23 protein-coding genes and 2 pseudogenes are annotated in these 17,502 nt (G+C 51.6%); 13 read left to right on the top strand and 12 right to left on the bottom strand.

The genetic code is table 11. The annotated features are described in order from the left end of the window. The first annotated feature begins 58 nt into the window (after positions 1-58). On the top strand, positions 59-448 hold the full coding sequence (locus RHM58_RS25565; RefSeq protein ID WP_322268541.1) for a hypothetical protein: 390 nt from the start codon (positions 59-61) through the stop codon (positions 446-448). Positions 449-711: 263 nt separating this feature from the next. Here RHM58_RS25565 and RHM58_RS25560 read toward each other — a convergent pair whose 3' ends face one another. Together RHM58_RS25560 and RHM58_RS25555 are read right to left on the bottom strand one after the other, a co-directional pair. After that, positions 712-1,041 carry a hypothetical protein gene (locus RHM58_RS25560; protein ID WP_156339486.1) on the bottom strand — a complete coding sequence of 110 codons (330 nt, stop codon included), beginning with the start codon at positions 1,039-1,041 and terminating at the stop codon, positions 712-714. Next, positions 1,002-1,250, bottom strand: coding sequence for a DUF6555 family protein (locus tag RHM58_RS25555; protein WP_054052552.1), 249 nt, complete (start codon positions 1,248-1,250; stop codon positions 1,002-1,004). Before RHM58_RS25555 ends, RHM58_RS25560 begins: the two co-directional genes overlap by 40 nt. 326 nt (positions 1,251-1,576) lie before the next feature. Between RHM58_RS25555 and RHM58_RS25550 the strand changes: the two genes are divergently transcribed. Beyond that, the gene (locus RHM58_RS25550) at positions 1,577-1,843 is read left to right on the top strand and encodes a DUF1652 domain-containing protein (RefSeq protein WP_082356743.1); all 267 of its coding nucleotides are present in this window, start codon (positions 1,577-1,579) and stop codon (positions 1,841-1,843) included. A gap of 352 nt (positions 1,844-2,195) precedes the next feature. Here RHM58_RS25550 and RHM58_RS25545 read toward each other — a convergent pair whose 3' ends face one another. The 3 genes from RHM58_RS25545 to RHM58_RS25535 form a co-directional block, all read right to left on the bottom strand. Further along, on the bottom strand, positions 2,196-2,606 hold the full coding sequence (locus tag RHM58_RS25545; RefSeq protein WP_054052557.1) for a response regulator: 411 nt from the start codon (positions 2,604-2,606) through the stop codon (positions 2,196-2,198). 261 nt (positions 2,607-2,867) lie between these two features. Beyond that, positions 2,868-4,091 carry a zinc-dependent alcohol dehydrogenase gene (locus RHM58_RS25540; RefSeq protein ID WP_322268540.1) on the bottom strand — a complete coding sequence of 408 codons (1,224 nt, stop codon included), beginning with the start codon at positions 4,089-4,091 and terminating at the stop codon, positions 2,868-2,870. A 267-nt stretch (positions 4,092-4,358) separates the two neighbouring features. Then, a complete protein-coding gene (locus RHM58_RS25535; RefSeq protein WP_054613982.1) occupies positions 4,359-4,835 on the bottom strand; it encodes a hemerythrin domain-containing protein in 477 nt (158 codons plus the stop codon). Between the two features lie 451 nt (positions 4,836-5,286). Here RHM58_RS25535 and RHM58_RS25525 point away from each other — a divergent pair. Beyond that, a pseudogene (locus RHM58_RS25525) lies at positions 5,287-6,662 on the top strand (cytochrome ubiquinol oxidase subunit I). 12 nt (positions 6,663-6,674) lie between these two features. Further along, positions 6,675-7,676: a cytochrome d ubiquinol oxidase subunit II gene (cydB, locus tag RHM58_RS25520; protein ID WP_322268537.1), complete on the top strand. Its 1,002-nt coding sequence runs from the start codon at positions 6,675-6,677 to the stop codon at positions 7,674-7,676. 4 nt (positions 7,677-7,680) lie between these two features. Here cydB and RHM58_RS25515 read toward each other — a convergent pair whose 3' ends face one another. After that, on the bottom strand, positions 7,681-8,211 hold the full coding sequence (locus tag RHM58_RS25515) for a cupin (RefSeq protein WP_322268536.1): 531 nt from the start codon (positions 8,209-8,211) through the stop codon (positions 7,681-7,683). A 37-nt stretch (positions 8,212-8,248) separates the two neighbouring features. Beyond that, positions 8,249-8,509, bottom strand: coding sequence for a hypothetical protein (locus RHM58_RS25510; protein ID WP_054613986.1), 261 nt, complete (start codon positions 8,507-8,509; stop codon positions 8,249-8,251). A gap of 234 nt (positions 8,510-8,743) precedes the next feature. Between RHM58_RS25510 and RHM58_RS25505 the strand changes: the two genes are divergently transcribed. From RHM58_RS25505 to RHM58_RS25495, 3 genes are all read left to right on the top strand, one after another. Further along, a complete protein-coding gene (locus RHM58_RS25505) occupies positions 8,744-9,004 on the top strand; it encodes a hypothetical protein (RefSeq protein ID WP_054052571.1) in 261 nt (86 codons plus the stop codon). Between the two features lie 598 nt (positions 9,005-9,602). Further along, a complete protein-coding gene (locus RHM58_RS25500) occupies positions 9,603-10,301 on the top strand; it encodes a glycosyltransferase (RefSeq protein WP_322268534.1) in 699 nt (232 codons plus the stop codon). A 19-nt stretch (positions 10,302-10,320) separates the two neighbouring features. Then, positions 10,321-10,572: a hypothetical protein gene (locus tag RHM58_RS25495; protein ID WP_416195341.1), complete on the top strand. Its 252-nt coding sequence runs from the start codon at positions 10,321-10,323 to the stop codon at positions 10,570-10,572. Between the two features lie 455 nt (positions 10,573-11,027). On the opposite strand, the gene RHM58_RS25490 is transcribed toward RHM58_RS25495, so the two are convergent. Then, on the bottom strand, positions 11,028-11,246 hold the full coding sequence (locus tag RHM58_RS25490) for a DUF2934 domain-containing protein (RefSeq protein WP_322268533.1): 219 nt from the start codon (positions 11,244-11,246) through the stop codon (positions 11,028-11,030). A gap of 364 nt (positions 11,247-11,610) precedes the next feature. Here RHM58_RS25490 and RHM58_RS25485 point away from each other — a divergent pair, with 364 nt between their 5' ends. The 3 genes from RHM58_RS25485 (at position 11,611) to RHM58_RS25475 (ending at position 12,591) form a co-directional block, all read left to right on the top strand. Next, the gene (locus RHM58_RS25485) at positions 11,611-11,838 is read left to right on the top strand and encodes a PLD nuclease N-terminal domain-containing protein (protein WP_322268532.1); all 228 of its coding nucleotides are present in this window, start codon (positions 11,611-11,613) and stop codon (positions 11,836-11,838) included. A gap of 80 nt (positions 11,839-11,918) precedes the next feature. Continuing rightward, positions 11,919-12,122, top strand: coding sequence for a DUF2934 domain-containing protein (locus RHM58_RS25480; RefSeq protein WP_322268531.1), 204 nt, complete (start codon positions 11,919-11,921; stop codon positions 12,120-12,122). A gap of 295 nt (positions 12,123-12,417) precedes the next feature. Continuing rightward, the gene (locus RHM58_RS25475) at positions 12,418-12,591 is read left to right on the top strand and encodes a hypothetical protein (protein WP_322268530.1); all 174 of its coding nucleotides are present in this window, start codon (positions 12,418-12,420) and stop codon (positions 12,589-12,591) included. A gap of 42 nt (positions 12,592-12,633) precedes the next feature. On the opposite strand, the gene RHM58_RS25470 is transcribed toward RHM58_RS25475, so the two are convergent. Further along, positions 12,634-12,843: a hypothetical protein gene (locus tag RHM58_RS25470; protein ID WP_416195340.1), complete on the bottom strand. Its 210-nt coding sequence runs from the start codon at positions 12,841-12,843 to the stop codon at positions 12,634-12,636. 72 nt (positions 12,844-12,915) lie between these two features. Between RHM58_RS25470 and RHM58_RS25465 the strand changes: the two are divergent. The 3 genes and pseudogenes from RHM58_RS25465 to RHM58_RS25455 all read left to right on the top strand — a co-directional run. Beyond that, positions 12,916-14,000: pseudogene (locus RHM58_RS25465) on the top strand (S-type pyocin domain-containing protein); the annotation flags it as partial. A 123-nt stretch (positions 14,001-14,123) separates the two neighbouring features. After that, on the top strand, positions 14,124-14,471 hold the full coding sequence (locus RHM58_RS34125) for a hypothetical protein (RefSeq protein ID WP_323571089.1): 348 nt from the start codon (positions 14,124-14,126) through the stop codon (positions 14,469-14,471). Continuing rightward, a complete protein-coding gene (locus tag RHM58_RS25455) occupies positions 14,468-14,920 on the top strand; it encodes a DUF6392 family protein (protein WP_322268525.1) in 453 nt (150 codons plus the stop codon). Before RHM58_RS34125 ends, RHM58_RS25455 begins: the two co-directional genes overlap by 4 nt. Before the next feature lie 753 nt (positions 14,921-15,673). On the opposite strand, the gene RHM58_RS25450 is transcribed toward RHM58_RS25455, so the two are convergent. The 3 genes from RHM58_RS25450 to RHM58_RS25440 form a co-directional block, all read right to left on the bottom strand. Next, entirely contained in the window at positions 15,674-15,955 is a 282-nt protein-coding gene (locus RHM58_RS25450) for a pentapeptide MXKDX repeat protein (RefSeq protein WP_054044309.1), read from the bottom strand. A gap of 70 nt (positions 15,956-16,025) precedes the next feature. After that, a complete protein-coding gene (locus RHM58_RS25445) occupies positions 16,026-16,811 on the bottom strand; it encodes a molybdopterin-dependent oxidoreductase (RefSeq protein WP_054044311.1) in 786 nt (261 codons plus the stop codon). Continuing rightward, positions 16,808-17,446 carry a cytochrome b/b6 domain-containing protein gene (locus RHM58_RS25440; protein WP_322268524.1) on the bottom strand — a complete coding sequence of 213 codons (639 nt, stop codon included), beginning with the start codon at positions 17,444-17,446 and terminating at the stop codon, positions 16,808-16,810. Before RHM58_RS25440 ends, RHM58_RS25445 begins: the two co-directional genes overlap by 4 nt. Positions 17,447-17,502: the final 56 nt, after the last annotated feature.

The following is a 17,502-nucleotide window of genomic DNA, read 5'->3' as shown; positions in this document are numbered from 1 at the left end:
CTTGACGTTAGGCCTCTAACATTTCCACATTCTGGTGCAAGAACTTTTGGGGGAAGGGATGAAATCTATCATTTTCCTTGCTGCAGTTGCTGCGATTTCAGGATGCGTTCAGTTGTCACATTATTCTCCAGATCAAGCCGACCTGGTTCCAACGTCGAGGCTTTACGGTTTCACCAATCGATCAGATGCCCATCTGGTCGTGGTGCGTGACGAATCAGATGATGGCCAGTGCACGATCCATTTTTTTATAGATGGGACGCCCGCTGCCGATTTTGAAGCGGGGGAGGTAGCCAATTTTGGACTTACTATGGGCGTGCACAGGCTTTCAGCGCTACCGGCTCAAGGCTGCTCTGACTTATTGATCAAGAACATCAAAATAGCTGTGAAAACCGGCGATGCGTCAATCATGTACATCAATGAGAAAGGCTGGGGCTCAGTCCCCATTTGAAGTTCATGGGTAAGCTACTAATATCGCGACTCTTCCTTTAGGCCTTTTTATGGCTTCAGAAATCGTCTCCTCACATAAAGGATCCATCGACGTTATTTCTGATTTGGAGCAAGGCACCACTTTTCTCATGAAGGTGCCGATTGCCTGACATTCGCGCCACCATGATGGGACGCTTCAGGATTTTCAACAGCTGCAGTAGGACATCCCTGAGGCGCTCGGCTGTCTGAGATAGAAAGCAGGTGCGCAATTTGGCCAGTTCGGCGTTACCGCTGCCGACCAAGTCGAAGCATTGGCAGAAGGCGCAAAAGCTTCATCTCGAAAATCGAAGAAGGGGGCGCCTGGGCATAGCCGATTGTCTGACTATGATGGCAAAGCCCATGACGGGTTTGGCGGAAAACCTTTGCGCGAAAGGTGCTGATTAGCTGTCGCACGTCGATGCCCACTTGGCTCGCAAGAATGTCGGTTTGTTCATCGCGGGCATCTGCTTCAGCATCTGACTGCTCCTCTTCTGCACTAAAACTCGCAGGGATATCGCTACGTAAAATATCTTTGTCTATGCATCCGTCCAATTCAGGGCAGCTGTCTCGCGCCATTTCACATCTGTGACACCGTACCGCTCTGCCTGAGGTTTTGACACGACCTTCAACGGAGGTTTACCAGGTTTAGGAATTGGGGCTAGGCCTGCATCGCAGCTTGCCCAATGCCATGCGTCTGTATTGCGCATTGTTTTGGCGCGAATGACGAATGACTTTGGCTGCCCGTGAAGCTTGTACTCGATGACGAAAATATCCGTTAGGCTCATGAGTCCCTCCTTACGCTCATAGGCAACAGAGTGGTGCTCTCAGAAAAAATTCCAACGTTTTTCTGTCTTTCTTTGAGGGCGTTTTTTAGCCTGGCTTTCTGCGTTCGAAATCTCCTCGTTTTTTGATTGGCACCCCGAACAGCTGCGAAATAGAAGGGTCAGAGCGATGCGTAATTCTTTGTCAGAAATGCGTTGCAGTGCACACAGGCAGCAGCAACGTTTCAGCAAAAGTAGTCTTAAAATGCGTGTCGAAATTGCTTCATCGAGCCTTTGACTAGCTGCGAATTTGGACAACAATCAATGAACACTGCCCTTAGGAGAACGTGATGATTTCCGCTCTTGAACTCCGACATATTATTGAGTGCGGTTTCCTGCCTCTGTCCTGCTCTTGCACCCTGAACCTGGATGGTTCGCTGATGATCAAGGTCACAGAGCCTTCATCAGGTAGCGTTGAGCTTTTGGTCACTGGTGTGTCGACGGCCCCACTTAATTCGAGTCGTGCGATTGCCGAACTGATAGGCGAGCTTCGCAGTGAGATGGCTGCACGTAAAACCAGCTTTGAATCAAGCGAATGCAGAGCTCCGGGACATTGAGCAGATAGATGCGGGAGGATCAACCTTATAGATCGCCTTTGATGTCAAATTGATATCGGCTCATGCTACGGCTTCATTTTTCATGGAGTCGGTATCTTGTCCTCCGATAGAACTCAGCAACTTGAGCAAGCACTCTTAGCGGTCATCGCATCAGCCACAAAGATGGGCGTGAGCTGTGATGCCTTATGTGCAGAAGCGGTAGGCGGCCTGATGGCAGATCGTTACTGGCAGTGGTCACTCACGGAGCACAAACACGGTGCCGCTGATGAGATAGAGGAAGCTTTAACCAAGCTTCTGATGAGAGGAACAATCGAGTCCATCCCAGTCTACCTCGCAGCTCCGATCCTGTGAATCAGGCTTTATGAATCGCGATGCCAGGCTGCAACAAAGTCGCCATTGCGATAACCAGATCATCTAATGACCACGGCTTGTGCAGATAGATGCTAGAAGCCGGCACTGCCTCAGGATCTATCAGATATCCAGAGGTCAGGATTGCCGAAATCGATGGCCATCGACTACCTACCATCTCGATAAATTCGATCCCTTGTATCTGGCCGGGTACGCCGTGATCTGCGATCACCAAACGACACTGTTCATGAGTTTGAAGCAAATAGGTTAACGCATCATCTGCTGTCTCAAAGGAGATTGCCTTCCCTCCGACCTCCGATACGATTTCCTCCATCAATGCTCGCAAGGTCGGATCGTCTTCGATGACGATCACCGATCCTTCAATAGGCAGAAAACCTTCCCACTGTACGATCAATCAGAGATCCCTTAGCCGAGCGCACCTGCCGGCGTTTGATGAGTCAGTTTGTGAGTGTATTCGCATTTCAGGATTTTGTGGCCCCTTGCGAATCTATTGATGACACAGATCACAGATCGTCTTCAATACCTGAACGAACTGGAGAGTCGAGGCCGACCAGGGTGGAAAACCGTTACCATTTTCGGATCGCCCCCCAAATGAAAGGACGAGAGTTTTCGGTAAAGAACCGAACCATCTCGTCCTTTCCACTTACCGATAGACTTAGGTGGTCAACAGTGTTGCGCTGCTATCGCGCTCCGGACTAGCGATGTGGCTATCGCCAGGTGTCAGAATGACCTTTCTGCAATCCTCTTCCTTCTTGTCGAAAATCTTGTAGCCCTCAGCTGCCTGTTCGAGCGACATGCGATGGCTGATGATGACGTCCGGGGCAAGGCGACCCGTCTCGATGTGGCCGAGTAGTTCTGGAAGAAAACGTTGCACATGGGTTTGTCCCATTTTGAAGGTCAGCCCCTTGTCGAACGCGTCACCAAATAGGAATCCGTGAATGAAGCCCGAGTACACACCAGGCACACTCACAACTCCGCCGCGTCTAACCGCTGCGATACATTGGCGTAATGCCTTGCCGCTACTGCCTTCGAGCTTGAGGGTCGCAAGCACCGTTTCGGTGGTACTGCCTTTGGCTTCAAAACCTACTGCATCCACGACACCATCCACGCCCCGCATGCCTTTGGTTTGTCGAATGATCGTGTCTGCAGGATCATCGTCTTCGTCAAAATTTATCGGAATCACGCCATAAGTTTTCTGTGCATAAGCCAAGCGATAGGCGTGGTGATCAACCATGAAAATCTGATCAGCACCCAGCATTCGCGCGCAGGCGGCGCTCAACAATCCGACCGGCCCTGCGCCGTAGATGGCAATGCTTGATCCAGCGCTAATGCCGGTGTTTGTCACGGCCTGGAAGGCGGTCGGCAAGATGTCCGAGAGGAACAGAACTTTCTCGTCCGACAGCGTCCCAGGGACTTTGAAAGGCCCGGTATTAGCTTTGGGAACACGCACGAACTCGGCTTGCCCTCCAGGAATGCCGCCATACATGTGGCTGAAGCCAAAAAGGGCGGCGCCCGGTGGGATGGCCTTTTTATTCAGAATGGCGCCGCGCCCCGTATTGGTGGTTTCACACGCGGCGAACAAATCCATTTGGCAGAAAAAGCAGCTGCCGCAGGCGATCACGAAAGGGATCACCACCCGGTCACCCGCCTGTACAGCAGTGACAGCTGAACCTGTTTCCTCAACGATGCCCATGAACTCGTGGCCGAAGATATCGCCATGTTCGACGGTTGGGATCTTCCCTCGGTAAAGATGAAGGTCGGATCCACAAATCGCGGTGGCTGTTACTCGAAGAATGATGTCGTCGCTATCCTCGATAACTGGATCAGGAACAGTATCGACTTTTACGCTGTGCGCGCCGTGGTAGGTGAGTGCTCTCATGACGTCTTGCCCCCTCAATAACTTAGTGGTAAGTGGGAGAGGAGCGATGGGAAAGGTTAGTTCAGAGAAATAGAACGGGAGATGACTAGCGGGCTGCGCCGTGCCGTTGGTCTGACTGATCTCTATTCAGTTAAACGTTCTGCGATGGATGAACCTCAAACATGTACGAGCGGGATTGCTCGCGTGAGTGACCTCATTAGCCCGCAGAAATTGCGGGCTTTTTTGGACACAAAAAGGCCCGGCGCTTAGCCAGGCCATTCAGTTCAACTAAGCCGCGAGACTTGAGCTCGAAAGCGCTTTTTTGTACGCCGCTTTCATGTCTTCCATCTGCTGTCCGAGTTCATTCAGTTTGGCCTTACCGAGGAGCTTGTTAGCTTGAGGAAACATTTCTGTTTCTTCTTCCTCGATGTGATGCTCCAGTAGTTCCTTCACTACTTTCACACGACCAGAGAATTCTGGCGTGCCAGGATCTGTCGCTTTCAGATCTGGGAGTACCAGAGAGTCTACAGTTCGGTGCTCTTCCTTCGCTTCGTAATACATTACGTCCTGCTCCTTACCCCCAGCCTCTTTGAATGCTGGGTAGAGGATTTCTTCCTCCAGCTTGGTGTGGATGGTGATTTCCATCTCTAGCTTGGCCAGTAATTCAGTGCGCTTTTTGATACCTCGCTCAGTCGACTCACTGAGCTGGGTGAGGATGGCCTTCACGCGCTCGTGGTCTGCTTTCAAGAGGTCAATGGCGTTCATGTCGAGACTCCTCTGGTTATCACGGTTAGACGCGCGTCGATCAGTCTGCCAACGCTACGCAGAAACGTTAGATTGCATAGGATGTGCCAACCATAACCATCGGATAAATCTCAATTAATTCAATACATTGAGTTGCCTTTTGAACTGATTTTCTCGTGTATTTTGCAAGGTTGATATTTTCATGGGTTGCAGTTTACGGGATGCGCAGTTGTACTGATTCAAGATAAATAATTTTCCGGAGAAACCTTCGAGTCCGTTTCACAATGTGCGGTATTTGGCCTTCTCTTGGCGTTATGAATCATTGCGGATTGCGAGAGTCAACCGACAATACTGCACATTGGACATCTGTAATGCTTACCTTCGATAGCCCGTTTAGCAATGTCTCTAGTCGTTGCACTCTTCAAAAAACGGTCGACGTCGCTGACGTTCTTGCAAACGGTGGGTGGGTGGTATGAACGCAGTTGATTCAGCTCTGGCGGCAGCGCGTGCTCAGTTTGCGATTGCTATAAGCTTTCATATCGTGCTGGCGGCCTTCACCATTGGCTTAGCCAATTTTCTCATGGTGTTGGAGGCACTGTGGCTATGGCGCGGTCAAAGGATCTACCTGGATGTTTATCTTTACTGGTTAAAAGTATTTGCGCTTAACGTTGCGGTAGGCACAGCGTCAGGTCTGATTTTGGAGTACCAGTTCGGGCTGAATTGGTCGCGGCTTTCGACTCAGGCAGGAGATATTCTTGGCCCGTTGATGTTCTACGAAGTGCAGGCGGCATTTTTCCTGGAGGCAGGTTTCCTCGGGATCATGTTATTCGGAATGAAAAAGTTGGCCCTCGTCTGCATCTCTTCGCCACCTGCGCCGTCGCCCTCGGCTCTTTGATCAGCGCCTTCTGGATCTTGTCGGCCAATTCCTGGATGCAGACACCCGCCGGGTATTCCCTCGGAGCCAATGGGCGTTTCATAGCCGAAAGCTGGTGGGCGATCATCTTTAATCCCTCGTTCCCTTACCGGTTAACGCATATGACGTTGGCCGCGTTTATAGGCACCGCCACGCTAGTGGCCGGTATCAGCGCTTGGCAGTTATTAGGTGAACGGCAGAACCCGCGAGCTCGTCTCGCATACTCCATGGCGTTGTGGTTGATCGTGGTGCTTACACCTGTGCAAATCTTGGTGGGGGATCTTCATGGTGAGCACAGCCTTAAAGTTCAGCCGCAAAAGGTTGCCGCCATAGAAGGTTCCTGGACACGACCAGCGGACGGTGAGGGGGAGCCATTACGTTTATTCGCCCTTCCAGATATGGCTGAGCGACGCAACCATTGGGAGGTGGCGATTCCGCGTGTAGCGTCGTTGTACTTGCGACATGACCTGAGCGGCACCATAGCTGCGCTTGATGAGTTTCCGCCTGAGGACATCCCGCCGGTGCCTGCGGTGTTCTTCGCGTTCCGTGTCATGGTCGGTTTGGGACTATTGATGATGGGGCAGGGGCTGCTCAGTGTGGTACTGCGCTGGCGACATCGTTTATATGCCGCGCGCTGGATGCTCCGAGGGTGTGTGCTGATGGCACCTGCCGGATTTCTGGCGATGCTGAGTGGGTGGGTTGTTACAGAGGTTGGCCGTCAGCCCTTCACTGTCTATGGGTTGATGCGCACTGCTGACAGTCTGTCTTCGGTGTCACGTCAGAAGGTAATAGGGGCGACGTGGACAATCCTGGCGTTTTATCTGGTGATCTTCGGTGTGGGGCTTTGGGTGCTGCTGCGATTATTGCGCGAGCCGCCTCACGAAGACGAGCCTGGGCCACAACCTACTTTGGCGGACGAGACAGGTAAATCTTGAGGGCTGACATCCATGATGGACACTGACTGGATAACACTGTTGTCCGCTGCCGCGCTGGGGTTTTCGGTATTGAACTACGTGCTGTTGGATGGCACTGATCTTGGTGTGGGCGTGTTGCTGGGTCTTACTCGTTGCAGTAAGCATCGACGGGCCATGGCGGTGACTATCCTTCCGATTTGGGACGCCAATGAAACGTGGCTTGTGCTCGGTGGCGGCGGTCTGCTGGCGTTGTTTCCGCTGGCTTACGCCATCCTGTTGCCGGCGCTTTATTTGCCATTTATCGCGATGTTCCTGGCATTGATTCTTCGCGCAGTAGCGCTGGAGTTTCGCGATTACTCGAAAAGCTATCGTGTGAAGCGAATGGTCGATGGCTTGCTGTTGATCGGTTCACTGCTAGCCGGGGCTACTCAGGGGATAGTGCTGGGAACGCTTGTACAAGGCGTGCCGTATCAGAACGGGCAGTACAGCGGGAACGGCTGGGAATGGTCGGGCCTGTTTCCGCTGTATTGTGGCGCCGTGCTCGTATTGGGCTATATGTGGTTGGGCGCGTGCTGGCTGTATTGGCGTACTGTAGATGATCTGCAATGTCGATCAGGTCGACAGGCGAGGGTGCTGGCCATCGTAACCACGGTGCTTTTGGCCGTGTTAGTGGTCTGGACAGCGACGCTGGATGCTCGATATGCGCAGCGGCTTTCCAATCCACTGGTCTGGCTGCCAGCCGCAATATTGCCCACTGCACTGCTGATCAGCTTCACCTTGAGCTTTCGAAGCCGCCGGCACTATCTGCCTCTATTCGCCGCACTGGGGATCTTCATCTCGGCGTTCGCCTTGATGATCGCAGCGCTCTTTCCATTGATTGTCCCGCCTAACCTGACCTTGCAAGCAGCCGCCTCAAGTCCCACCAGTCAGATGTTCATGTTGGTCGGTTTCGCCGTGCTGATCCCGGTGACGCTTATCTACAACACCTACGGTTTCAGAGTCTTCAGCGGAAAGGTTCGCGCCGTTCGTGATTGACTTCTCAACGCTGGCCAGCCCAATACCGGTGTACGGCGCCTTGCGAGCCTTGCACCGGATCCTGGTCGGGAAACGGCAGCGTGTCGATGCTCGCCAGTTGGGCTCTGGTTGGTGCCTCGCGGCAGATATCTGCATGTTGTCCCGGCGGATAAGCACCGACGACCAGAAAGTTTTCGCTTGAGTCTAAATTGCAGTGGCCAGTGCCGGCAGGCAGTAGCAACACGTCGCCTGGACTGACTTCAAGTACATGACCATCCGGGCCACCCAGCATCAACCGAGCCCAACCACTGGCGACGCCAAGCACTTCATGACCTTCAGTATGGTAGTGGTGGTAGCTGTAAACCCCATATCGCCATTGTGGTGGCCAGCCATTGGCGATGAAGGTTCGCTCGAACAGTGCAGCCGGATCGTTGCCTTGAACTGCAATCGCGGTTGGGTAAATGAGTACCGGCAGTCGCGGGTTGTTGGGAACCCATTGGTTGCGTTCAAGCATCAGGGTTTGAACGGTAGCTGTCTCAGCTCGCGGTTTGTTCATTTAAGGATCTCCGAGACCTAGATGCGGCGATGGTTTTTCATGTATCGATCTGCAACTCCAAATCAGCATTTTCCAGTCTGCGGGCGTGAGCCACCGTGCCGTTCAAGCGCTGTCCTCCTGAAGAAAGAATAATGGTCAAGGAGTGGGCCTTGTGTAGGTCATCTGGCACCGGCGACATAACCTGTACCTGAAAGGCACCTGGCGTAATGGGCGTGATGAGTACGTCGCATTCAATTGTTTTAGCGATGGGGCCGAAGAGGGTGTCGTTTAAGTAACTCAAACGTGCGCGGTCGGTCATGGATATGTCCTATAACGCCAGGGATTTAAAGCTTAATTTCTATCCGCTTCTATGTGCTAGACGGTATCCATGACAGAAGAGTTCAACGCCAAGGGCTGACGGCACTTGGCGATTGCAGGCCGCGTATCAAGGCGCATGAAGCTCCGTCGATAACCGATTTTTGGATCTGCAGTTAAACTAAAAACTGACCTGTAAGTCAGATTTGTTAATGGCACCCGATAGGAGAATCCAACCATGCAGATTTACAAGATTGAATACCTGTTCAAAGGCGAGCCCCGCACGCATCAATTTGAAATCAAGCAGGCTCGGTTGTCCGCTCATGAGGCCGCGATGCACTTGCTACAGCTCCATTTTGGGGACGGTGAGAACAGCTTGATCATGCCCACTGCTGACGCGACGCCAGACGAGATTTTGAAGCAGGCTGAACTGGTAGGGCTGGCACAGATTATGGTCGTCGATCAACCCAGTGTTGATGGCAGTCGAAACAACCAGTAGGCGCGACTCGGCCAATTTTAGGTACCGCTTTTGGCCATAAACGCCGAGCGATTAGGGGGGCTGGTTAGTGATTTTATGAACCAGCTCCCGTCGGAGGTTTACTAGGCCCGAACAGGCTAAAGAAACTCAATGCCGCACCCGTTGCCAAAATTAGGGAGATGAGTATCAGGGTCAGAACGACAGGTCTATAGCGCATAGCGCGTGTCGGTAGAGCCTTGGCACCTATTTTCAGCGACGATATCCACCATCAGTGAACGCAAGGTCGGATCGTCTTCTACGGCTACTACGACTCCTAGAGTTGGCAAATGCTTTCCCAATTAACATTCACTCATTGATTCCTTAGTAGTGCAAAAACGTGCCAGCGTCATAAAAGCCCGGCTCTGAGTGTATGCCCAATCGATGGATTTGCAGCCCCACTGCATTTCGTTTGATGACTCAGTCATAGGACTGGGACTTTGAAGCTTGATCCGAATGATTTTTTCCTGCTGAGGACGTCATGAAGCTGATCCTTGCGATGATGTAGATTCTTTAAACCTTCATTTAAAGCCGGGTGTCGATAACTGGAGAGCTAAAAATTTGCTTGAACGAGAGAACGCCAATGATCGGTGTTGTGATACCCGCCCATAACGAAGAAAACTACATCACCGACTGCCTGTCATCTGTCCTGGTGGCTGCGGGGCATCCAGACTTGCATGGTCAATTGGTCACGATACTTGTCGTCTTGGACGATTGTTCGGACAAAACCGCGCAGTTGGTCTCGGCTCAGGGTGTCGCAAAGCTCGAGGCCACTTTTCAGAATGTGGGTAAGGCCAGAGCGACTGGAGCGCAGGAATTGCTTAATGCAGGCGCACAGTGGCTAGCTTTCACCGATGCCGACACAGTCGTTCCTCACGACTGGCTCGCTCGCCAGATTGAGTTCAAAGCTGATGCGGTATGTGGAACGGTTGAAGTGGACAACTGGAATGAGCATGGAGACCTGGTACGTTCCAAGTATCTCGAGTTATACCAATTCGTCGAGAACCATCGCCATATTCACGGAGCTAATCTCGGACTAAGCGCCGAAGCGTATCGAAACGCCGGTGGCTTTCAGCATCTTGCCGCACATGAAGACGTTCACTTGGCGGCCGATCTTGAGAGGATCGGTGCACGCATTGTTTGGACAGCGACGAACCCGGTGATTACCAGCGCACGTCTGGATTTCAAATGTCGGGGCGGGTTTGGCGAGTATTTGACCTCTCTCGGCACTACGCTTGGAGTCCCTCTACTTAACCCTCTGGTCAGTGCTGTTGCTTCCTGAATTGCAGGCCTGGTGGGGGATGAATTTGGAATACATCGACTTTGTGCAATGGCCCGCCATGGTGGTGACGGTGATCTCCGCTTGGTTTGTCGGTTCGCAAAGACCCCGTAGGCGCATGATCGCCTTTTGGGGATTCATCGTGAGTAATGCGTTGTGGGTTATTTGGGGATTCAACGCAAATGCTTACGCGTTGATAGTCCTTGACTGTGCTCTGCTGGGAATGAACGCCCGAGGTTTCAAAAAGAATCTCAACGGGTATCGAGCATCCTGACGACATGGCGCCATAGACCAAGCGCGACTGTCCACACGAAAGAACTGAAAGAGAGTAATCGCAAGCTCGCGTGTTTTATCGGAAACAGACGAAGACTTTTGCAGATGTGACCTATGGTGAAGGTATCTCTGTGAGGACGTGAAGATGATCCAAAGATTCGTTGTTGTCCCTGCAGTTCCCACTGAAACTGGCTCCTCGCGTAGGCAAATGCCCGGATACTTCAAAACAGCACCAATAGGTTTTAACATTTACGACAATGAGAAAAAGTTGCGCTCGCAAGCTACCTTTCTGAGTCGACAAGAGGCTGAGGCTGAGTGCCAGTGGTTAAACCTGCGGCGGCTGCAGAGTGTCCCCTCACCCCCGGACACCTTCTAAATTCGCGGTGATAGGGCTCATTCGATGCGTGCGCGCCATCGGTGGGTATCCGCCAGTGGTTGCTTCATCCAACTCAAGGTTTAACGACCATCGATATCTGGGTTTTCAGGCTCGGTGGTAGAGTCAGCTTGAGACGGGGCATTTTCGCTCCCTAATGTTGAGCCGGAGGTTGAACTGTCAAAATCTTCTTCGCCGGCTGATTTTTCAGCAGTGAGCCAGTGCTCCAGATCTTGCCCTTGCGGCTTGCCTTCGCTCTCCCAAAGCCAATAGGCCGCTTCTCGAATTTTTTGCTCATCCATCGTAAATTTCCTCCCATTGGCTCAGTGAGATAATTTCGGGTCAACGGGAGAAAGCAGTGGTGCCCCCTATTCGACACAACATTTAGCATAGGCGCCATGACAGGCTCCATCATTGCTGCTCGTCAGATTTCGCATGCGCATTTATGTCTCGGTCAAGCCACGAATGTGTGGCGGCACGTTGGAGAAAAAACAATCCGACTAGCGGCTGAGTTCTGCTCCCATGCAATGCGCCTCGCCCGTTTGTCAGAAGTCGATGTCATGGAGGCCACGCGTTGCATTACTTCGCACGTTGCAAAAACAAATTGGTTTGAACGCAGGCGTGACGCCGAGGCCTAAGTTTTACTAGCGCTTGGAGGGTCGAATCATGTCGGAAGCCACCACTTACTTCGCTATCGCCGTCGCTGTGATCATTTTGCTTTTGGATCTATGGGCAATGATCAGCGTTTTTCGTAGTGACAAAACCGTGGGCATAAAAGCAGCCTGGGCCATCGGTCTCATAATCTTTCCCGTTTTGGGATTGATTGTTTGGGGGGTGGCAGGGCCACGGGGAATCAAGGAGGGGCCAACCTCTCCGGAGCACAGCAAAGGCTAGTACAAGGAGCAGAAGTTTCGTTTACATCAAATTCAAATCGAGGGCTGTGGTGCGGCACCTTGATCACCGAGGAGAAGGTCATGATTGACGATTCAGCCATCCGCGAACGAGCGTATGCACTGTGGGAAAAGGATGCTTGTCCGGAAGGAGCTGCGAAATTCTACTGGCACCTGGCGCGGGAGCAGCTTCTAACCCAGGTGCAAGCGCAAGAATCTGATGCGCGTAATCTTGCATTTGATAACGTGAAAAGCGATGTACTTGATACCTTTGCTTTCTCCACGTGATTTGCGTGGAGACGCTGCATCTAGAAAGGTGGGGAAGATGATGGCGTCGAAGGGTTAGCACCCAAATTCTTTCTTATCCGGGAGAAGCGCCTTAGGTGATAGCTTTGATATGCCGATCCTTTATAAGGTCAGATCCAAACCCTGCAACCTTGCTTTGGAGGCTGGTGGCCTGTGTTTATTCAGATGATGGCCTGAGTTTGCCACACGCGTATCAGATGAATATCGTGCCGCTCCACGGTTCTCCGCACATAGTCGGGAGCGTTAGTTATGGGCGCTTGAGACGTGGCAGTCATTGATGGACAAGCCTGAAATTCGAAAGACTGTTCAAGTGCAACACGAAGAATTACTGAGGCTTACCGAAGAATATCTAAAACAAGGTTTCATCAGTCGCGAAGAACGGGAAAGCTTGGTGATCGAGACGACTAAACGGTATGCCCAAGCTGTGGAGGGCATTGGTGAGGGAACCTAGAGAGTTGAGAAAAGCTGCGAGCCGTCGACGCGCGTGAGGGGCTTACGTCTGCTGGACTTTAAAATTCTTTTTGAACCCGCGTAAGTTCATAAGGAAAAGGCAAATCTGCAAGACGATTAGCGCATACGCCCCCGCGTAAACTCCCCAAGTCATCCACAACACGTTGCTCAAACTGAAGCATACAAACCCGGTCATTCGCCGTTCTGGTCGCTGCGATCCGATTAGCCATGCAGCGAGAACGGTCACAACCATCGCTGGCCATTGAACCCAATCCAGATTAGCCAAAATATCCTCCCAGCACAGATTCGTGAGCTGAATCGCTATGTGGATGCCACGCTAATCAACCTGGTTTCTGATGGTTGGGTGACGCATTCGATTTCCCGAGAACGTAGCAGGGGTGGAGCTGACTCCACGAACACCACTGTCGAGTATCAAAAGGCAGCACGCATCAGTGATCCGGTGTGGTGCCCCAAATGCAGTTCGATGGGTTTTATCGCCGAGGGCAACCCCACAGTCATCGATGAGTTCGTAGCTATTGCTACACATGGCCATGCTGTCCAGTGTGGTTGTCCCTTCGGTAGCAACCGTCTTATTTCCACCCAGACCAGTACAATGGCCGCTGAAGATGTGAGTGTTGCCATTGCTCCTGACTTTGCTGCCAAAGCCCAAGCTGCTACCCACATCTGGGCTCAAGCCATCAGCGATGGGTCGTATAAAAGCGAATTCACGGCAGGCATTCCTACCAATAATTTATGTGGTTACAAGTCCCCGAAACTCTGCGTGTTCGCGAAGTCCTGCACAGTCCCTGCTGGCTCGATAGACGCTGGGAAGGGTAAAGAGCCGGCAGATAATTTCGGTAAGATCGCGGTTCTTGGGGCTGTTGGAGCCCCTGCAAGTGTTGAGGCTGGTTCCGATGGAATAACTTATCTTGGTCGAATCGCTGGGCAGCTTGGCACTGAGGGACTTGGCACGTGGGCCCTTCGTAGTGCTGTGACAGCTAGTTCTGTCGCTACCGGATTGCTTCTCGCGTTCTTGCCTAGAGACATAGCTGACGGCAGTCTCTATACCGAAGAGCAACTGAGAGGTATGAGCGAGGCGGCGACGAGGGTTCGCTTCCAATTCCGAAAAGACGAAAAAGGAGAGACTCAGGTCTACGGAGTACATACGGCCCAGTCATCTGGGATGGCAAGTGTTCCTGTTGTGAATGCTAAGTGGAGTGCGGACAAGCAGCACATCGAAGCGCATGTGGGCGGCGTTACTGTCATCTGGACTCCAAATGATGGCCCTGTAATCACTGCTCCATCGCCGTATCCTGGTGTGTCAGACGAGCTTTCAAAAGTATTGGTACACCCAATACCGAGGACACTGATGCCCAGATCGAGATTTATCCCGCCGAAAATGACATAACCTGGCAGGACTGCATCCTGGTATTCCCGCCAAAGTCAGGCGTTCCACCGCTTTATATTGTTTTTGCAAAGCCGGCAGTAAATCCTTTAGAAGTCGGGGTGTACAAGGATCTAAGCAACAGAAGTGTGAAGGACACGCTTGATATTGATCACATCACTTCTCAAGCCGCCCTAAGAACATATATCGTCGATAACTTCGACAGCGTGACGCCAGAGGAGATTAAGTATCTACTGTCTCAGGCTCCAAGTATCGCGATTCCGCAATCGGTTCACAGGAAGTATGGCGAAACCTACGCGGGTCGAAATGTAAAGGCCAAACAAAGACTCGACGCCTCAAATCTAAAAGCAGCAGTTGATAGTAACTTTGAGGCTATCAAGCGAGGATTGCTCGAAGAGGGTTACGCAGAAAGTGATATTGAAAAGGCTCGCGAAGAATTGCATAATCTGCACAAAGAGCAGGGGTGGTACAAATGACTACTAAAGTAGACGAGTACGTAAAAAGTATCGGCAAGAGCTATTCCGTATTGCTGGCGGAAGGTGAAATTCCTAAAAAGAGTCTTCAATATTTATTTGAAGGTGATAATGAGCCATATTTGACTGTTGAGGACGGTTTGAGCTTGAGCTTTTCTGAGGAGAAGATACTTCAGCATGTCTATGTGACACTTCTTACAACTGTTGAGGGCACCAAAGAGTATAAAGGCCCCTTGCCTGAGCCCTTGGTCAAACAGATAAACCAAAGCTGGGTGAGAGAAAGATTTGGTGCCCCGGTAGACTCAAAAGGGCCCGTAACGCTTCCAGTGCTCGGCAAGAAAGGCGGTTGGGATGCTTATAGTCTAGATCCGAAGATTTATGGATCAGTTCGGATGATCTTTCAATATACCGAGTCGTTGGCTGTCAACGTCATTCACTTCAAACGCCAATAAATAGTTAAGGGATAGGGCTCAACAGTTCTACCCCTGAACTTGGTGCGTGTCTTGACAGACGGGCGGCATCAGCAGCCTGAAGGTGCTCACAGCAGTTGAGCACATTGAAACGGCCTATGCATTTAAGTCAAAAATATCTTTGCCTTCGGGTTTTTGGGCAAGGCCATTTTGGCTTGTAGGTGTTGCCGGGGTTCAGCCAAGGTTGGATAGTCTTTATAATCGTGCTCTCCGTCTTGTGTAGTCACTGCGCACAAACAAGACCAGCTGATTTCAGCGGAATATCTACCTCGACTGTTTGAGCGCTTGTATCGGTGCGCCCCGTCACTCAATCAGTCAGATGATTCTGGTGGCCTGGGATTAGCAATATTTCGCTCAATTATGTAACTGCATGACGGTCGGGTAACCGTTGAGAGCACATGAGTAGGTACTAGCATTCGCTTGGAATTCCTCCCTTCGCAATGTATGAGTGAATCCTTGATTCTTATATATTGAGGTGGTTTTTATTGGTTAGTATCAATAGTTTTCATCTGATCAAAAAGTCCTCCCTCGAGTAAGCATTAAAATAACTATCTTGGCCAACCAAAAAATCTCCTGTGTTCGGAACTACAAGCGCGTTGCCGAGAAGAGTAGAGCGTTCCAGCTTACTCCCCATACCATCGGCGTTGAAGCAGGAGAGTACCTGTAAATGCCATCGAGGAAACCCGCCGAGGCGGGCTTTCCAAACGCATTTGATTTTTCCTATGAAGCTCTGATCTATTGGGACATATCATTCTTCTTCATATCGTCTTTCTTCATGCCGTCATTGGACATGGAATCTTTCTTCATCGTGTCTTTGCCCATACTATCTTTCTTCATCGCGTCCTTACTCATTGAGTCTTTGTGCATTTCATCCTTTTTCATAGTGTCCTTTTGCATTGTATCTTTGGACATGGAGTCCTTTTTCATAGTGTCGTTGTTCATCGTGTCATCGGCATACACAGTTGCGACGCCCACTGCCAAGCAAAAACCTAGGATTGCGGTAGTTAAAGTTTTCATATTGAGGCTCCTTGAAGCTCAGGTTGCGAATAAGCGCAGCCCGGGCCGCGCAATGAGGTTGCCATGGACGTCAGCTGCCACCGAACCAGTTGTAGCCCTGGTCTTCCCAGTAACCACCCGGATAGGTATTAGTGACGAAAATCGCTTGTATGTGTTTTGGGTTCTTATAACCAAGCTTGGTGGGCATGCGCAGCTTCATTGGGAAGCCATATTCACGCGGCAGTACGGCACCGTCGTAGGTCAGCGTCAGCAGCGTTTGAGCATGCAGTGCCGTGGCCATGTCGATACTGGTGTAGTAATCGTCGGCGCATTTGAAGCCGACGTACTTTGCGTCGGTCTCAGCACCAACGCGCTTGAGGAAATCACTGAAGCGTATGCCACCCCATCGACCGATGGCGCTCCAGCCCTCGACACAGATGTGCCGGGTGATTTGATCGGTCTGGGCCATGGCTCGCAGTTCATCAAGCTTCCAGCTGTGCTTGTCGGCGACCATGCCGGTTACTTCCAGTCGATAGGAGTCTTCATCGACGACGGGCGCTTCGTCGATGCCGTAGAAGGCATTGAAGGGAAATGGCCGTGTAATCATCGACTCTGCGTAGGTCGGGGCCATGGCGTTCGGGTTGAACAGCCAGCCCTGCACCCTGTCATTGAAGCGCGACATGAAGGACAGAGCCGTTTCAACTTGATCGTTATCGGAAATGTTACAGCCGGACAGCATCGCCACTCCGCCCAGGGTCAAGCTACGCAGCAGGAAGGCGCGCCGTGAGCGATCTTCGACCTGGAGCGAAATAATTTTGCGTGCATCCTTCAAAATGGACGACTCATCCAGCTCTGGGCTTTGCTCGCGCTTCCTCATACGCGCTCCCTATGGCCGACAATCATGGCCAATAACGTCTTTGGAACCAGTGCGACCATAACCAGATGCACTGCGATGAACGCCACCAGCAGAGACATCGCAATGAAGTGCACGTGCCGTGCGCTGTCGTAGCCGCCCAGCAGTTCGCGTAGTAGCGGAAACTGAACTGACTTCCACAAGACCAACCCGGAAATCACCAGAACGGTAACGTCGAGCATCACGAACAAATACGCCACACGCTGCACATGGTTGTAATGGCTTATATCGTCATGCCCCAGCCGACCATGGAGTGCAGACCACAGGTCATGAAAAAAGCCTTTGGGTGATACAGGGAAAAAACGTCGTGACAGCCGACCACTAAAAAGATTGAAAAGTATGTAGAACAGGCTGACTACAACCAGCACCCACATGGCTGCGAAATGCCATTGCAACGCGCCTCCCAACCAGCCGCCCAAGGTAATCGACTTTGGAAAATCAAAACCATAAAGGGGAGAGGCGTTGTAAATACGCCATCCGCTCGTGACCATGACCAACACCGCCAGGGCGTTCAGCCAATGGGCCAGCCTCAACCAGCGAGGATGGCTGTTTTGCGAATTCAGCTTTTTGGTACTGGTCGTTTCTGGTGCACCAAGCATTGGAGAAAGCTCCAAATCTGAATAACGTCATAACCTAAGTTCGAGTGTAGACGCTA

Origin of the sequence: Pseudomonas sp. 10S4 (assembly GCF_034344865.1) — a bacterium.
Lineage (GTDB): Bacteria > Pseudomonadota > Gammaproteobacteria > Pseudomonadales > Pseudomonadaceae > Aquipseudomonas.
This window is presented reverse-complemented; position numbering and strand designations above follow the sequence as displayed.

Excerpts from the sequence above, each read along its gene's own strand:
- RHM58_RS25565 (WP_322268541.1), top strand. The coding sequence starts at position 59 with ATGAAATCTATCATTTTCCTTGCTGCAGTTGCTGCGATTTCAGGATGC.
- RHM58_RS25560 (WP_156339486.1), bottom strand. The coding sequence starts at position 1,041 with ATGGCGCGAGACAGCTGCCCTGAATTGGACGGATGCATAGACAAAGAT.
- RHM58_RS25555 (WP_054052552.1), bottom strand. The coding sequence starts at position 1,250 with ATGAGCCTAACGGATATTTTCGTCATCGAGTACAAGCTTCACGGGCAG.
- RHM58_RS25550 (WP_082356743.1), top strand. The coding sequence starts at position 1,577 with ATGATTTCCGCTCTTGAACTCCGACATATTATTGAGTGCGGTTTCCTG.
- RHM58_RS25540 (WP_322268540.1), bottom strand. The coding sequence starts at position 4,091 with ATGAGAGCACTCACCTACCACGGCGCGCACAGCGTAAAAGTCGATACT.
- RHM58_RS25535 (WP_054613982.1), bottom strand. The coding sequence starts at position 4,835 with ATGAACGCCATTGACCTCTTGAAAGCAGACCACGAGCGCGTGAAGGCC.
- cydB (WP_322268537.1), top strand. The coding sequence starts at position 6,675 with ATGATGGACACTGACTGGATAACACTGTTGTCCGCTGCCGCGCTGGGG.
- RHM58_RS25515 (WP_322268536.1), bottom strand. The coding sequence starts at position 8,211 with ATGAACAAACCGCGAGCTGAGACAGCTACCGTTCAAACCCTGATGCTT.
- RHM58_RS25510 (WP_054613986.1), bottom strand. The coding sequence starts at position 8,509 with ATGACCGACCGCGCACGTTTGAGTTACTTAAACGACACCCTCTTCGGC.
- RHM58_RS25505 (WP_054052571.1), top strand. The coding sequence starts at position 8,744 with ATGCAGATTTACAAGATTGAATACCTGTTCAAAGGCGAGCCCCGCACG.
- RHM58_RS25500 (WP_322268534.1), top strand. The coding sequence starts at position 9,603 with ATGATCGGTGTTGTGATACCCGCCCATAACGAAGAAAACTACATCACC.
- RHM58_RS25495 (WP_416195341.1), top strand. The coding sequence starts at position 10,321 with ATGAATTTGGAATACATCGACTTTGTGCAATGGCCCGCCATGGTGGTG.
- RHM58_RS25490 (WP_322268533.1), bottom strand. The coding sequence starts at position 11,246 with ATGGATGAGCAAAAAATTCGAGAAGCGGCCTATTGGCTTTGGGAGAGC.
- RHM58_RS25485 (WP_322268532.1), top strand. The coding sequence starts at position 11,611 with ATGTCGGAAGCCACCACTTACTTCGCTATCGCCGTCGCTGTGATCATT.
- RHM58_RS25480 (WP_322268531.1), top strand. The coding sequence starts at position 11,919 with ATGATTGACGATTCAGCCATCCGCGAACGAGCGTATGCACTGTGGGAA.
- RHM58_RS25475 (WP_322268530.1), top strand. The coding sequence starts at position 12,418 with ATGGACAAGCCTGAAATTCGAAAGACTGTTCAAGTGCAACACGAAGAA.
- RHM58_RS25470 (WP_416195340.1), bottom strand. The coding sequence starts at position 12,843 with ATGGTTGTGACCGTTCTCGCTGCATGGCTAATCGGATCGCAGCGACCA.
- RHM58_RS25455 (WP_322268525.1), top strand. The coding sequence starts at position 14,468 with ATGACTACTAAAGTAGACGAGTACGTAAAAAGTATCGGCAAGAGCTAT.
- RHM58_RS25450 (WP_054044309.1), bottom strand. The coding sequence starts at position 15,955 with ATGAAAACTTTAACTACCGCAATCCTAGGTTTTTGCTTGGCAGTGGGC.
- RHM58_RS25445 (WP_054044311.1), bottom strand. The coding sequence starts at position 16,811 with ATGAGGAAGCGCGAGCAAAGCCCAGAGCTGGATGAGTCGTCCATTTTG.
- RHM58_RS25440 (WP_322268524.1), bottom strand. The coding sequence starts at position 17,446 with ATGCTTGGTGCACCAGAAACGACCAGTACCAAAAAGCTGAATTCGCAA.